This is a genomic window from Streptomyces sp. NPDC031445, from assembly GCF_055581365.1.
The window spans coordinates 212,954-226,960 of record NZ_JBVIJO010000004.1 but is presented as its reverse complement, the minus strand read 5'-3'; the positions used below and the strand labels follow the sequence as shown (position 1 = coordinate 226,960).

Here is a 14,007-nt window from a genome sequence, read left to right as displayed (position 1 = left end):
TTGGTCACATCCGTTCGCCCCGCGGCCCGTTTCGTACACGCGTCCGGCCGCGTACGGTCCGCGACCCTTCACGATACGTGCCGGAGGCAACCCGCATTGAGAGGATGACGGATTCTCACGTACCAAACCGGCGCACGGCGCCTATGACTTGGGTTCGAAGGACCTCGTCAACGTCTTCCAGGTGTCCTTGCGCAGTTCGCCGTGCCAGTCGGCGCCCTTCGCGGTGTACATCAGCGCGTAACCGAGGTGGTCGTTCACCACGAAGCCCCGGTCGATCGTGCGGTACCCGGTGCCGCCCTCGACATAGGTGAACTCCCAGTCGGCGGTGTTCCAGTCGCGGTAGTCCACCTTCTCGATGCGGATCTTGTGGTACTGGGAGCGCACCATGGAGCCCTCCTGGTTCTTCCAGTCGGCCACCGGGTCGTCCTTGGGCGTGCTGGTCCAGGCGACGAGCAGCTTCTGCCCGTCGGGCCCGGTGTAGCGGTCACCGGCTGCCCCGCTGGACTGGTACTTCCACCCCTTGGGCAGCCCGATCGAGTACCCCTGGCCGCCCTTGCGGGTGGAGACCACCGGAGCGCTCCCGTCCTGCTTCTTCGACCCGGAGGAGTCGTCGTCGGAGGAGTCGTCGTCGGAGGAGCCGGAACCGGTGCCGGCGGACGGGCTCGCCCCGGTGCCCGTCGTCGGCCCGGTGCTCGCGGAGGCCGAACCCGCCCCGTCCGTCCGGGGCCCGGTGGCCGTGCCGCCGCCCGTGCCCTTGTCCCGCTCGGCGGACGCGCCGGGACTGGCCGCGGCCCTGGCCCCGCCGCTCTTGTCGTCCTTGCCGTCGTCGCCGCCCAGGGCGAAGGCCAGCACTGTCCCGAGCACGGCGAGCACGACCACCACGGCGATGATCAGCAGCGTCCGCTTCGACACCACGTCGGTCAGCGGGGCCCGCGGCACCGGCCGCGTCGGCAGGTCCAGGTCCGGCGGCGGCACCACGGGCCAGCCGGAACCCTGCTTGTTCGTGCTGGAGTTCGGCACGCCGGCGGCACCCGGCGCCGCACCGCCCGGCCTCGCGGCGGGTACGGCCCCCGGCCCGGCGGAGAACCCGGGCCGCGTCCCACCGGGAGCCGCGCCCCCGGCACCCACCGCGCCGCCCGTCCCCGGCGCGGACGGCTCGCTCGCGCTCTTGGTCCGCGCGGCCGCCGCCCCGGCCGCCCCGGCCGCCTTGCGGACCGACCGCAGGGCGCCGCGCAGCTTCTCGCCGCCCTCCTCGCCCCGCTTGCCCGCGGGCCCGCCGGACTGGGCGGGCAGCGGGACCACCTGCGTGGCGTCCAGCGGCTTCGGCTCGGGCGCCCGGATGACGGCGTTGAGCATGGCTCGGGCCCCGGCGTCGTCCAGCCGCTTGGCCGGGTCCTTGGTCAGCAGGCCGTAGATGACGTCCCGCAGCGGTCCGGCGTTCTTCGGCTCCTCCAGGGACTCGGTCATCACCGCGGTGAGCGTGGCGATCGCCGAACCCTTGTCGTAGGGCGGGGTGCCTTCGACCGCCGCGTACAGCAGGCCGCCGAGGGACCAGAGGTCGGCCGCCGGTCCCGGCTTGTGGCCGCGGGCCCGCTCCGGGGAGATGTAGGAGGGGGCGCCGACGAGCATGCCGGTGGAGGTGATGGACGGGTCGCCCTCGACCTGGGCGATGCCGAAGTCGGTGAGCACGACCCGGCCGTCCTCGGCGATGAGCACGTTGGACGGCTTCACGTCCCGGTGCAGGATGCCCTCCCGGTGCGCGGAACGCAGCACGTCGAGGACGGCGAGGCCCACCTCGGCGGCGCGCCTGGGCTCCAGCACGCCGTCCTCTCGGATGACCTCGGCGAGGGACTTGCCCTCGACCAGCTCCATGACGATCCAGGGCCGGTCGTCCTCGTCGACCACGTCGAAGACCGTCACCGCGCTGTTGTTGCGGATCCGGGCGATCGCCTTGGCCTCGCGCAGGGTGCGCGTGATCAGGCGCCGCTTCTCCTCCTCGTCGATGTTCGACGGGAACCGCAGTTCCTTCACGGCGACCGTCCGGCCCAGGGTCTCGTCCTCGGCGCGCCAGACCGTGCCCATACCGCCACGGCCCAGCACGTCTCCCAGCCGGTACCGCCCCGCGAGGAGACGCCGCTCGTTCTTGTCCTGACGAGTCTCCTGACGAGGTGTACCCGCCCGCTCCGCCTCCGACATGCGTCCCCTCATACAACCCGCCCTGACAGAGCCTCCATTGTCCCTCACCCGACAAGTGCCCGACGCCCAGGGTGCCCCGGGCCGTGGCCCGCCCCCGCCACCCCGGAAGCCCACCTGAAGCAGGTGTTCCGCTTACCGGGATGATGGGTCGTAAGAAGGGCGGAACCGGCACGCCGGCGCTTCGGACAGTCCTGTCCATACCGGTGACCCTGACACCGCCACCGCTCGTCGGCGACGACGCCCCCCGCCTCGAACCCACGCCACCCGCCGCCGAGTTGTCCCCTCTCACCGGGTACAACGGCCGCGATTCGAGCGGAGATCCCGGAAACGGCCACTCGTTCGAGTGAACGTCGGCCGCCGTTACAGCGGCACGATGTCCGGCGCGCCCAGCCTCGCGGCGTCCGCGGTCTGGTCGTCCGGCTGGACCTGGGACTCCCGCTCCGCCTCCACCCGCTTCTCGTAGTGCTCGACCTCGCGGGCGATCTGGTCCTCGTCCCAGCCGAGGACGGGCGCCATCAGCTCGGCCGCCTCGCGGGCGCTGCGGGTGCCGCGGTCGAAGGTCTCGATGGAGATGCGGGTGCGGCGGGTGAGGACGTCGTCCAGGTGCCGGGCGCCCTCGTGCGAGGCGGCGTACACCACCTCGGCGCGCAGGTAGTCGTCGGCGGCGTGCAGCGGCTCGCCGAGCGAGGGGTCGGCGGCGATGAGGTCCAGGACCTCCTCGGCCAGCGAGCCGTACCGGTTCAGCAGGTGCTCCACGCGGACCACGTGCAGTCCGGTGCGCGCGGCTGTCCGCGCTCGCGCGTTCCACAGCGCCTGGTAGCCCTCCGCGCCGAGCAGCGGGGTCTCCTCCGTGACGCAGTCGGCCACGCGCATGTCGAGCCCATGCACGGCCTCGTCGACGGCGTCCTTGGCCATCACCCGGTACGTCGTGTACTTGCCGCCCGCCACGACCACCAGTCCCGGCACCGGGTGGGCGACCGTGTGCTCGCGGGACAGCTTGCTGGTGGCGTCGGACTCGCCGGCCAGCAGCGGGCGCAGCCCCGCGTACACCCCCTGTACGTCGTCGCGGCCGAGCGGCACGGCCAGCACCGAGTTGACGCGCTCCAGCAGGTAGTCGATGTCGGCGCTGGACGCGGCCGGGTGGGCCTTGTCCAGGTCCCAGTCGGTGTCGGTGGTGCCGATGATCCAGTGCCGGCCCCAGGGGATGACGAACAGGACGGACTTCTCGGTGCGCAGGATCAGACCGGTGGTGGAGTGGACGCGGTCCTTGGGCACGACCAGGTGGATGCCCTTGGAGGCGCGGACGTGGAACCGGCCGCGCTCGCCGACCATGGCCTGCGTGTCGTCGGTCCACACACCGGTGGCGTTGACGACCTGCTGGGCGTGGATCTCGTACTCCCCGCCGGCCTCCACGTCCTGCACCCGGGCGCCGACGACCCGCTCCCCCTCGCGCAGGAACCCGGTCACGCGCGCGCGGTTGGCCACCTTCGCGCCGTAGGACGCGGCCGTGCGCACCAGGGTGGCGACGAAGCGGGCGTCGTCCATCTGGGCGTCGTAGTACTGCAGGGCGCCGACCAGGGCGTCCTTCTTCAGGCAGGGGGCCACGCGCAGGGCGTGGCGGCGGGTGAGGTGGCGGTGCACGGGCAGGCCGCGGCCGTGGCCGCGGGCCATGGACATCGCGTCGTACAGGGCGACGCCCGAGCCCGCGTACAGCCGCTCCCAGCCCTTGTGCTGGAGCGGGTAGAGGAACGGGACCGGCTTGACCAGGTGCGGGGCGAGGCGCTCCAGCAGCAGACCGCGCTCCTTCAGGGCCTCGCGGACCAGGGCGAAGTCGAGCATCTCCAGATAGCGCAGACCGCCGTGTATCAGCTTGCTGGACCGGCTGGAGGTGCCGGACGCCCAGTCGCGGGCCTCGACCAGGCCGGTGGACAGGCCGCGTGTGACGGCGTCCAGCGCGGTGCCCGCGCCCACCACTCCGCCGCCGACCACCAGCACGTCCAGCTCGCGCTCCGCCATCGCCGCCAGTGCCCCGGCGCGCTGCGCCGGCCCCAGAGTCGCTGTCCTCACCGCTGCCTCCCGCTGTAGCAGACTCGCTCGCGTCGGCCGCACCCGGTGGGCGAAGCCCGGTTCATCCCCTCCTCATGCCCAAATTCTGACCGGGCTGCCCGACTTCAGCCACCACGGGATCCCGGCCTGTGGACAACTTGCGCACAACGCTTGGAAGACACACAAACACAATCACGCATAACGGTCATATATGTACCTAGTCTGACAGTGCACTCGCTCGTCTTCTCCACAGCGGTTGCGCACCTGTCCCGCTTCGGCTACTGGAAGGACGGCCCACGCCATGCCCGCAGACCTCGCCGTCATCGGACTCGGTCCCTACGGCCTGCCGCTCGCCCAGGCCGCCGTCGCCTCCGGTATCCCCACCGTCGGCTATGCCACCGGCCCCGAGGCCGGCTCGCTCAGCCCCGCGGAGCTGCGCCGGATGCACGCCGCCGGATTCCGCCCCGTCACCGACCCCGCCCAGCTCGGCCGGGTGCGCACCGCGGTGATCTGCGCGCCCACCCCGCGCGGCGCCGACGGCGGACTCGACCTCGGTCAGGTCGAGGCGGCCGCCCGCACCCTGGCCGCGCGGCTGCGCCCGCACACCACGGTCATCCTGGAGTCACCGGTGCTCCCCGGCACCACGGAGGAGTTCCTGCGCCCGCTGCTGGAGGACGGCTCGGGGCTGCGCGCCGGCCGCGACTTCCACCTCGCCTACTCCCCCAGCCGGGTCGACCCCGGCAGCCGCGCCCACACCCCCGCGAGCACCCCCAAGGTCATCGGCGGCCTCACCCCCGCCTGCACCGAGTCGGCCGCCGCGTTCTACGGCCGGCTCACCGACAAGGTGGTACGCGCGCGTGGGCTGCGCGAGGCGGAGACCGTGCAGCTGCTGGAGACCAACTACCGGCACGTCAACATCGCGCTCGTCAACGAGATGGCCGTCCTCTGCCACGAGCTGGGCGTCGACCTGTGGGACGTCATCCGGTGCGCGGAGACCAAACCCTTCGGCTTCCAGGCGTTCCGCCCGGGTCCGGGCGTCGGCGGGCACGGGGTCCCGCTGGACCTGACCGGGCACGCGACCCGCACCCTGCGCATGGTCGAGCTGGCCCAGCAGGTCAACAACCGGATGCCCCGGTACGTCGTCCAGCGCGCGGCCACGCTCCTGAACGAACACGGCAAGTCCGCGCGCGGGGCCCGCGTGCTGCTCCTCGGCGTCACCTACAAGCCCGACCTCGCCGACCAGCAGGGCACCCCGGCCCAGGAGATCGCCGTACGGCTCATGGGCCTCGGCGCGGCCGTCAGCTACCACGACCCCTACGTGCCCGAGTGGAGCGTCCTGGACCGGCCCGTCCCGCGCGCGGACTCCCTGTACGAGGCCGCGGCCGACGCCGACCTCACGATCCTGCTCCAGCAGCACCGGACGTACGACCTGCAGGGCCTCTCGGTGAAGGCCCAGCTGCTGCTGGACACACGCGGCGCCACCCCCACGGGAGCGGCGCACCGGTTGTGACGGGATTCGGCGCCGGTACCTTGGGACCAGGTGGAGCCCACCCGTGAACGCAACCGCACGCCCCCTTTCGCGTGACGCGCCCCCCTTCATGCGCACGTGACCATGCCTGGGCATGCGGAAGGGCCGGTCATCCGGTGGGATGACCGGCCCTTCCGGCGTCGTGGTGACCGCTTCGGCGACTAGCGACGGTGCTGGCTGTCCGCCACCGTCACCTCGACCCGCTGGAACTCCTTCAGCTCGCTGTAGCCGGTGGTGGCCATGGCGCGGCGCAGGGCGCCGAAGAAGTTCATCGAGCCGTCCGGGGTGTGGGACGGGCCGGTGAGGATCTCCTCGACCGTGCCGACCGTGCCGAGGTCGACCTTCTTGCCGCGGGGCAGCTCCTCGTTGACCGCCTCCATGCCCCAGTGGTGGCCCTTGCCGGGCGCGTCGGTGCCCCGGGCCAGCGGGGAGCCCATCATCACCGCGTCGGCGCCGCAGGCGATCGCCTTGGGCAGGTCGCCGGACCAGCCGACACCGCCGTCCGCGATCACGTGCACGTACCGGCCGCCGGACTCGTCCATGTAGTCCCGGCGGGCCGCGGCCACGTCGGCGACGGCCGTGGCCATCGGGACCTGGATGCCGAGCACGTTGCGCGTGGTGTGCGCGGCGCCGCCGCCGAAACCGACGAGGACACCCGCGGCGCCCGTGCGCATCAGGTGCAGGGCCGCCGTGTACGTGGCGCAGCCGCCGACGATCACCGGGACGTCCAGCTCGTAGATGAACTGCTTCAGGTTCAGCGGCTCGTGCGAGGACGACACGTGCTCCGCCGAGACCGTCGTACCGCGGATGACGAAGATGTCCACGCCCGCGTCCACGACCGCCTTGGAGAACTGGGCGGTGCGCTGCGGGGAGAGCGCGGCGGCGGTGACCACGCCGGAGTCGCGCACCTCCTTGATGCGGGCGCCGATCAGCTCCTCCTTGATCGGCGCCGCGTAGATCTCCTGGAGCCGGCGGGTCGACTGCTCGGCGGGCAGCTCGGCGATCTCGTCCAGCAGCGGCTGCGGGTCCTCGTACCGCGTCCACAGCCCTTCCAGGTTGAGCACGCCGAGGCCGCCCAGCTCGCCGATGCGGATCGCGGTGGCCGGGGAGACCACGGAGTCCATGGGGGCGGCCAGGAACGGCAGCTCGAAGCGGTAGGCGTCGATCTGCCAGGCGATCGAGACCTCCTTCGGGTCCCGCGTACGGCGGCTGGGGACGACGGCGATGTCGTCGAAGGCGTACGCCCGGCGGCCGCGCTTGCCGCGCCCGATCTCGATCTCAGTCACGTTGGTGGCCTTTCCCTATGCGTTGCAGCGCCTTCCAGTATCGCCGACGGGCACGGCGACGGCGGCCCCGGATGCTCCGGGACCGCCGTGGCGCGAGCCTCACGCGCGCGGGGGCGTCGCTTCCCGCCGCTGTGCTTGCTTCTTGGCTTACTTCTTGTTGCTGTAGTTCGGCGCCTCGACCGTCATCTGGATGTCGTGCGGGTGGCTCTCCTTCAGGCCCGCCGAGGTGATCCGCACGAACCGGCCCTTGGACTCCATCTCCTCGATGGTGGCGGCGCCGACGTAGCCCATGGTCTGGCGCAGGCCGCCGACGAGCTGGTGCAGCACGTTGGCGAGCGGACCGCGGTAGGGCACCTGGCCCTCGACGCCCTCGGGCACGAGCTTCTCGTCGGCGGTGACGTCGGCCTGGAAGTAGCGGTCCTTCGAGTACGACTTGCCCTGGCCGCGCGACTGCATGGCGCCCAGCGAGCCCATGCCGCGGTACGACTTGAACTGCTTGCCGTTGATGAAGAGCAGTTCGCCCGGGGACTCCTCACAGCCGGCGAGGAGGCTGCCCAGCATCACCGTGTCGGCGCCGGCGGCCAGCGCCTTGCCGATGTCGCCGGAGTACTGCAGGCCGCCGTCGCCGATCAGCGGGACGCCGGCGGCACGGGCCGCGAGGGACGCCTCGTAGATGGCGGTGACCTGCGGGACACCGATACCGGCGACGACACGGGTGGTGCAGATGGAGCCCGGGCCCACGCCCACCTTGATGCCGTCCACACCGGCGTCGATCAGCGCCTGGGCGCCGTCACGCGTGGCGACGTTGCCGCCGACCACGTCGACGTCGACGCTCGACTTGATCTTCGACATCCAGCTCAGGGCGTTGCTGTTGTGGCCGTGCGAGGTGTCGACGACCAGGAAGTCCACACCGGCGGCGGCGAGCGCCTGGGCGCGCTCCAGCGCCTCCGGGCTGGCGCCGACCGCGGCACCGACGAGCAGCCGGCCCTCGGCGTCCTTCGCGGCGTTGGGGTACTTCTCGGCCTTGACGAAGTCCTTGACCGTGATCAGGCCCTTGAGGACGCCCTCGTCGTCCACCAGCGGCAGCTTCTCGATCTTGTGCTTGCGCAGCAGCTCCATGGCCTCGGGGCCGGAGATGCCCACCTTCCCGGTGACCAGCGGCATCGGGGTCATGACCTCGTGCACGCGCCGGGTGCGGTCGCTCTCGAAGGCCATGTCCCGGTTGGTCACGATGCCGAGGAGCTTGCCGGCCGGATCGGTGACCGGGACGCCGCTGATGCGGAACTTCGCGCACAGGGCGTCCGCCTCGGCGAGCGTGGCCTCCGGGTGCACCGTGATCGGGTCGGTGACCATGCCGGACTCCGACCGCTTGACCAGGTCGACCTGGTTGGCCTGGTCCTCGATGGAGAGGTTGCGGTGCAGGACGCCGACGCCGCCCAGCCGGGCCATCGCGATCGCCATGCGGGACTCGGTCACCTTGTCCATGGCGGCCGACAGCAGCGGGATGTTCACCCGGACGTTGCGGGAGATGCGGGACGAGGTGTCGACCGCGTTGGGGAGCACCTCGGATGCGCCCGGCAGCAGCAGCACGTCGTCGTAGGTCAGCCCGAGTGTCGCGAATTTACCGGGCACTCCGTCGACGTTCGCAGTCATGACACCTTCCCCAAATGGCCTTGATCGGTGCGGATGTCCATGCTAACGGGAAGCGTCGCTAGCAAATTCCACGGTACGGGGTCGCTCCGGGCTTCGTATGTTCATACGGAAACGGCGGCGTGCCCGTTCGGCGCGGGAGCCACTTCGGGCTGCGCGCAGGGGGGTTCACTGTTCGGCGAGCGCCCTCAGGCGGCTCAGGGCCCGGTGCTGGGCCACGCGGACCGCACCGGGTGACATTCCCAACATCTGCCCCGTCTCCTCCGCGGTCAAGCCCACGGCGATGCGCAGCAGGAGCAGTTCGCGCTGGTTCTCGGGGAGGTTGGCCAGCAGTTTCTTGGCCCACTCGGCGTCGCTGCTGAGCAGCGCGCGCTCCTCGGGGCCGAGGGAGTCGTCGGGCCGCTCGGGCATCTCGTCGGACGGCACCGCGGTCGATCCCGGGTGGCGCATCGCGGCCCGCTGGAGGTCGGCGACCTTGTGGGAGGCGATGGCGAAGACGAACGCCTCGAAGGGGCGGCCGGTGTCGCGGTAGCGGGGCAGGGCGAGGAGGACCGCCACACAGACCTCCTGGGCGAGGTCCTCCACGAAGTGGCGCGCGTCGCCGGGCAGCCGGGACAGGCGGGTGCGGCAGTAGCGCAGCGCCAGGGGGTGGACATGGGCGAGCAGATCGTGCGTGGCCTGCTCGTCCCCGTCGACGGCACGATGCACGAGCGCACCGATCGCCCCGTGGGCCGTGCCCGCCTCGTCGTCGCGCATCGGTCCATGGTGCCCTGCGGCCGTCCGGTCCGTCGCATCGTGCTCGTGGTTGTGCACCGAAGCGTTATGAGCAGGTGCGCCGGCACTCATTCCCTGCGCCCTCCCCTTCCGCTCGACCGACTCGTCCCCGAGAGACTCCACACCTCCAAGGATGCGGCATCCGCGCCGAAACGAGCAGCGCGCGTCCGGCTGGGCCGCCGGCCGCTGCGACGGTTCGCCCGTCGGGCGCGGGGCCCGGACGGCCGGGACAGCGGGGGTGACCAGGGTGGACCGGGACGACCGGAATCACCCGGACGGCCCCGTCCACCGAACGGCACGGCGACGGCACGACGGCCCGCCGCGCCACCGCGGAACCCGGGTACCGGCGGCACCCGGGGACCGGAGCTCGAGCCGGGCCGCCCGCACAGGGGCCGCGGGCGCGGACGGCACCGGGATGTGCCCCGGCGCCGAGCGGCCCGCCCGGCTCCACACTCGCTAGCGGACCAGTCCCCAGCGGAAGCCGAGGGCCACCGCGTGCGCCCGGTCCGAGGCGCCGAGCTTCTTGAACAGGCGCCGGGCGTGCGTCTTGACGGTGTCCTCGGAGAGGAACAGCTCCCGCCCGATCTCGGCGTTGGAGCGGCCGTGACTCATGCCCTCCAGGACCTGGATCTCACGCGCGGTGAGCGTGGGCGCGGCGCCCATCTCCGCCGAGCGCAGCCGGCGCGGCGCGAGTCGCCACGTGGGGTCGGCCAGCGCCTGGGTCACCGTGGCCCGCAGCTCCGCGCGCGAGGCGTCCTTGTGCAGGTACCCCCGGGCACCGGCGGCGACGGCGAGGGCCACCCCGTCGAGGTCCTCGGCGACGGTGAGCATGATGATGCGCGCGCCCGGGTCGGCGGACAGCAGCCGGCGCACGGTCTCGACGCCGCCCAGGCCGGGCATGCGGACATCCATCAGGATGAGGTCGGAGCGGTCGGCGCCCCAGCGGCGGAGGACTTCCTCGCCGTTGGCCGCCGTCGTCACGCGCTCGACACCGGGCACGGTCGCGACCGCGCGGCGGAGCGCTTCTCGGGCAAGCGGGGAGTCGTCGCAGACGAGGACGGATGTCATGACCGCCCTCCGCAGCTGATGCGCGTCACCTTGAGCCTCCAGGCTGGTACGGAATCGTCACCTGTGCGGTCGACCGTCTCGGACGCCTGCCCGAGCGCTTGTTTTCTCAACCGCATCCGCACTCTCAACGACGGTCACTCGAAAGAGTTACGGGCCCGCGTGCCGTCTTCGGCACTCTACGTGAGGGCGTCGACACGGTGCAGACATGCTCGACGGACCCACAACTTTTCATCACAACCTATGCCCCATTCGGCCCTTTTTCTTCCCGTTTCGCAGTGTCCGGGGCTAGATTCGCAATGAGTCATATTTTCATCTCCTTAGACCGGAGATGTACGGTCGTTGGCACCGTATCCGCCCAGAACGGCGACAAGGGGTCACGTAATGGCAGATTTCTCCCGCCTTCCCGGACCGAACGCGGACCTGTGGGACTGGCAGCTGCTGGCTGCCTGCCGCGGGGTGGACAGCTCGCTCTTCTTCCACCCGGAGGGCGAGCGCGGGGCGGCTCGGAGCGCTCGCGAGAACTCGGCCAAAGAGGTCTGCATGAGGTGCCCGGTCCGTGCGGAGTGCGCGGCACACGCACTGGCGGTGCGCGAGCCGTACGGCGTCTGGGGCGGCCTGACCGAGGACGAGCGTGAGGAGTTGATGGGGCGGGCACGCAACCGCCTGGTGGCGGCCTCCACCACCAGCGGGGACACCGCTTCGGATCACTGAAGGAACGTTTCTGCACCACCATCGGCAAAGCATCCGTTTCCTTACCGGGCACGCACGCGCGTGCCCGTGCCTCGTCCGGGCGGCCCCCTCGTCTCCGTGACCCCTGCTCCTTCGGTGACCTCCGCGCCGTCTTCGGTGACCCCTGCTCCTTCGGTGACCTCCGTGCCCCCCCGGCTACGCCTGGCCGCGTCCCGCCGCCCGCGCCGCCCGCGCCAGTTGCTCCAGCGTGGCCGACACCGCCGGCACCTGGGCCAGGTCGGGCAGGGTGAGGGCGACGATCTCCCGCCGTACCGCCGGTTCCAGCCGTACCGTGCGCACGCCCCGCGGCCGTACCGACTCCACGGCCAGCTGGGGCAGGACGGCGACGCCGAGGCCGGCGCCGACCAGGCCGACCACGGCCGGGTAGTCGTCGGTGGCGAAGTCGATGCGCGGGGTGAAGCCGGCCCCCTCGCACACCTCGACCAGCTGGCCGCGGCAGCGCGGGCAGCCCGCGATCCAGGGCTCGTTCGCCAGCTCGCCGATGGCGACGGTGTCCGCGCGCGCGAGCCGGTGCCGTTCGGGCACCAGGGCGACCAGGCGGTCCGTCAGCAGGGGCCGCAGGACGAGGTCGTCCCAGTCCTCGGCGACCGCCGCCCCCTCGTAGCGGAAGGCCAGGGCCAGGTCGCAGTCGCCTTCGCGGAGCAGTTCCACGGACCTCGGCGGTTCGGCCTCCTCCAGCGAGACGCGGGTGCCCGGGTGGGCCGCGCGCAGGGCGGCCAGGGCGGTGGGGACCAGGGTGGAGCTGCCGCTGGGGAAGGAGACCAGCCGGACGCGGCCCGCGCGCAGGCCGGCGATGGCGGCGACCTCCTCCTCGGCCGCGGTGAGCCCGGCGAGGATGCCGGAGGCGTGCCGGACCAGGGCCTCGCCGGCCTGGGTGAGGCGCATCTCGCGCCCGGTGCGGACCAGCAGCGGGGTGCCGACCGAGGCTTCCAGGGCCTTCATCTGCTGGCTGACGGCGGGCTGGGTGCAGCCCAGCTGGCGTCCGGCCGCCGAGAAGGAACCGGTGGTGGCGACGGCGCGCAGGACGCGGAGATGACGGGCCTCGATCACGCGTTGAGCATAAGGCAGCCTTGGGCGGGGCCGACGATAATGCGTCGACGCTTTGGGCCCGGATCGCTTACCGTGCCGGCATGAAGCTTCTCTCGGTCAATCTGGGCCGGCCCCGGCAGGTGCCCTACACGAGCCAGCCGGACGGCCTGACCGGCATAGACAAGCAGCCGGCCGACGGCCCGGTGCGGGTGGCGGCGCCCGGCCCCAAGGGCGTCGGCGCGAGCGGGCTCGCCGGGGACGCTGTGTGCGACACCCGCCACCACGGCGGGGACGACCAGGCGGTGTACGCGTACGCCCGGGAGGACCTCGACGCCTGGGAGCGTGAACTCGGCAGGCCGCTGGCCCACGGGTGCTTCGGCGAGAACCTGACGACGGACGGTCTGGACGTCTCCGGCGCGCTGATCGGGGAGCGCTGGCGGATCGGTCCCGCCGTCGTGCTGGAGGTGACGTCCGGCCGCATTCCGTGCGCCACGTTCCAGGGCCATCTGGGCGAGCGCGGCTGGGTCAGGAGATTCACGCGGATGGGCGCGACGGGCGCCTACCTCCGGGTGATCGAGCCGGGCGAGATCCGTGCGGGCGACCCGGTCGAGATCGTGCACCGGCCGGACCACGGCGTGACGGCGGCGATGCAGTTCCGCGCGGTCACCACCGAGCGGGAGCTGCTGCCCCGGCTGCTCGCGGCGGGCACGGCGCTGCACACCGAGACGCTGGCCAAGGCCCGCGCGTACGTGGCCGAGCACGGAGAGGGGTAACCCGCCGGCGGCGCGGCGGGCACGGCGCGCGGACCACGGAGGCTGTCGCTCCGGGTCACTACGCTTGGGCCATGACAACGGCTCTGATTACGGGATCGACCGCGGGGATCGGTGCCGCGTTCGCGCGGCGGCTGGCGGCTGACGGGCACGACCTCGTCCTGGTCGCGCGGGACACCAAGCGGCTGCGCGAGCAGGCGACGGAACTGCACGACCGGCACGGCATCGAGGTGGAGGTGCTGACCGCCGACCTGGCGCAGGACAAGGGCATCGAGGCGGTGGCCGACCGGCTCGGCGACCGGAAGAACCCGGTCGACCTGCTGGTCAACAACGCCGGCTTCGGCAACAAGGGCCGCTATCTGGACGTGCCGATGGCGGACGAGCTGCGGATGCTCAAGGTGCACTGCGAGGCGGTGCTCCGGCTGACCTCGGCGGCGGCCGGGGCGATGCGCGAACGCGGCCGGGGCGGGGTGGTGAACGTCGCCTCGGTGGCCGCGTTCGTCCCGCGCGGTACGTACGGCGCGTCCAAGGCGTGGGTCGTGCAGTTCACCCAGGGCGCGGCCAAGGACCTGGCCGGCAGCGGGGTCCGGCTGATGGCGCTGTGCCCGGGGTTCGTGCGCACCGAGTTCCACGAGCGGGCCGGGATGGGCACGGACAACATTCCGGGCTGGCTGTGGCTGGACGCCGACAAGCTGGTCGCGGCGGCGCTGTCCGACCTCGCGCGCGGCAAGACCGTGTCCATCCCCGATCCCCGCTACAAGGCGCTGATGGGCCTGGTGAAGGTGGCGCCGCGCGGGCTGATGGGCGGGATCAGCTCCCGGACGGGGCGCAGGTACGGGCCGCGGTAGCGGGCGGGTGGCGCCGCCGTCCCGGTGGGAAGATGGGCAGGACGGTACCGGACCAGGGGGGC

The 14,007-nt window shown here is 72.3% G+C and carries 11 protein-coding genes; 4 read left to right on the top strand and 7 right to left on the bottom strand.

All coding sequences use genetic code 11. The features are described from left to right. Positions 1 to 141: 141 nt before the first annotated feature. Both ACZ5DC_RS13810 and ACZ5DC_RS13805 read right to left on the bottom strand, forming a co-directional pair. Positions 142 to 2,196, bottom strand: coding sequence for a serine/threonine-protein kinase (locus ACZ5DC_RS13810; RefSeq protein ID WP_468652377.1), 2,055 nt, complete (start codon positions 2,194 to 2,196; stop codon positions 142 to 144). 360 nt (positions 2,197 to 2,556) lie between these two features. Continuing rightward, positions 2,557 to 4,263 carry a glycerol-3-phosphate dehydrogenase/oxidase gene (locus tag ACZ5DC_RS13805; RefSeq protein WP_468652375.1) on the bottom strand — a complete coding sequence of 569 codons (1,707 nt, stop codon included), beginning with the start codon at positions 4,261 to 4,263 and terminating at the stop codon, positions 2,557 to 2,559. Positions 4,264 to 4,543: 280 nt separating this feature from the next. Between ACZ5DC_RS13805 and ACZ5DC_RS13800 the strand changes: the two genes are divergently transcribed. After that, complete coding sequence (locus tag ACZ5DC_RS13800) at positions 4,544 to 5,752, top strand: nucleotide sugar dehydrogenase (RefSeq protein ID WP_468652373.1); 1,209 nt, start codon at positions 4,544 to 4,546, stop codon at positions 5,750 to 5,752. A gap of 179 nt (positions 5,753 to 5,931) precedes the next feature. Here ACZ5DC_RS13800 and ACZ5DC_RS13795 read toward each other — a convergent pair whose 3' ends face one another. From ACZ5DC_RS13795 to ACZ5DC_RS13780, 4 genes are all read right to left on the bottom strand, one after another. Next, positions 5,932 to 7,056, bottom strand: a complete 1,125-nt coding sequence (locus ACZ5DC_RS13795) for a GuaB3 family IMP dehydrogenase-related protein (RefSeq protein WP_468652371.1) — start codon at positions 7,054 to 7,056, stop codon at positions 5,932 to 5,934. Between the two features lie 147 nt (positions 7,057 to 7,203). Then, positions 7,204 to 8,709: an IMP dehydrogenase gene (gene guaB / locus ACZ5DC_RS13790; RefSeq protein ID WP_468652369.1), complete on the bottom strand. Its 1,506-nt coding sequence runs from the start codon at positions 8,707 to 8,709 to the stop codon at positions 7,204 to 7,206. Positions 8,710 to 8,874: 165 nt separating this feature from the next. Beyond that, a complete protein-coding gene (locus ACZ5DC_RS13785; RefSeq protein WP_030641278.1) occupies positions 8,875 to 9,462 on the bottom strand; it encodes a sigma-70 family RNA polymerase sigma factor in 588 nt (195 codons plus the stop codon). Between the two features lie 474 nt (positions 9,463 to 9,936). Next, positions 9,937 to 10,548 carry a response regulator transcription factor gene (locus tag ACZ5DC_RS13780; RefSeq protein WP_003948568.1) on the bottom strand — a complete coding sequence of 204 codons (612 nt, stop codon included), beginning with the start codon at positions 10,546 to 10,548 and terminating at the stop codon, positions 9,937 to 9,939. 381 nt (positions 10,549 to 10,929) lie between these two features. On the opposite strand from ACZ5DC_RS13780, the gene ACZ5DC_RS13775 reads away from it, so the two are divergent. Beyond that, positions 10,930 to 11,259, top strand: coding sequence for a WhiB family transcriptional regulator (locus ACZ5DC_RS13775; protein WP_030641276.1), 330 nt, complete (start codon positions 10,930 to 10,932; stop codon positions 11,257 to 11,259). 174 nt (positions 11,260 to 11,433) lie between these two features. Here ACZ5DC_RS13775 and ACZ5DC_RS13770 read toward each other — a convergent pair whose 3' ends face one another. Continuing rightward, entirely contained in the window at positions 11,434 to 12,348 is a 915-nt protein-coding gene (locus ACZ5DC_RS13770; RefSeq protein ID WP_366748594.1) for a LysR family transcriptional regulator, read from the bottom strand. Positions 12,349 to 12,428: 80 nt separating this feature from the next. Here ACZ5DC_RS13770 and ACZ5DC_RS13765 point away from each other — a divergent pair, with 80 nt between their 5' ends. Continuing rightward, on the top strand, positions 12,429 to 13,100 hold the full coding sequence (locus tag ACZ5DC_RS13765; RefSeq protein WP_468652367.1) for an MOSC domain-containing protein: 672 nt from the start codon (positions 12,429 to 12,431) through the stop codon (positions 13,098 to 13,100). A 71-nt stretch (positions 13,101 to 13,171) separates the two neighbouring features. Beyond that, a complete protein-coding gene (locus ACZ5DC_RS13760) occupies positions 13,172 to 13,945 on the top strand; it encodes an SDR family NAD(P)-dependent oxidoreductase (RefSeq protein ID WP_468652365.1) in 774 nt (257 codons plus the stop codon). Positions 13,946 to 14,007 lie beyond the last annotated feature (62 nt).

Excerpts from the sequence above, each read along its gene's own strand:
- ACZ5DC_RS13810 (WP_468652377.1), bottom strand. The coding sequence starts at position 2,196 with ATGTCGGAGGCGGAGCGGGCGGGTACACCTCGTCAGGAGACTCGTCAG.
- ACZ5DC_RS13800 (WP_468652373.1), top strand. The coding sequence starts at position 4,544 with ATGCCCGCAGACCTCGCCGTCATCGGACTCGGTCCCTACGGCCTGCCG.
- guaB (WP_468652369.1), bottom strand. The coding sequence starts at position 8,709 with ATGACTGCGAACGTCGACGGAGTGCCCGGTAAATTCGCGACACTCGGG.
- ACZ5DC_RS13785 (WP_030641278.1), bottom strand. The coding sequence starts at position 9,462 with ATGCGCGACGACGAGGCGGGCACGGCCCACGGGGCGATCGGTGCGCTC.
- ACZ5DC_RS13780 (WP_003948568.1), bottom strand. The coding sequence starts at position 10,548 with ATGACATCCGTCCTCGTCTGCGACGACTCCCCGCTTGCCCGAGAAGCG.
- ACZ5DC_RS13775 (WP_030641276.1), top strand. The coding sequence starts at position 10,930 with ATGGCAGATTTCTCCCGCCTTCCCGGACCGAACGCGGACCTGTGGGAC.
- ACZ5DC_RS13765 (WP_468652367.1), top strand. The coding sequence starts at position 12,429 with ATGAAGCTTCTCTCGGTCAATCTGGGCCGGCCCCGGCAGGTGCCCTAC.
- ACZ5DC_RS13760 (WP_468652365.1), top strand. The coding sequence starts at position 13,172 with ATGACAACGGCTCTGATTACGGGATCGACCGCGGGGATCGGTGCCGCG.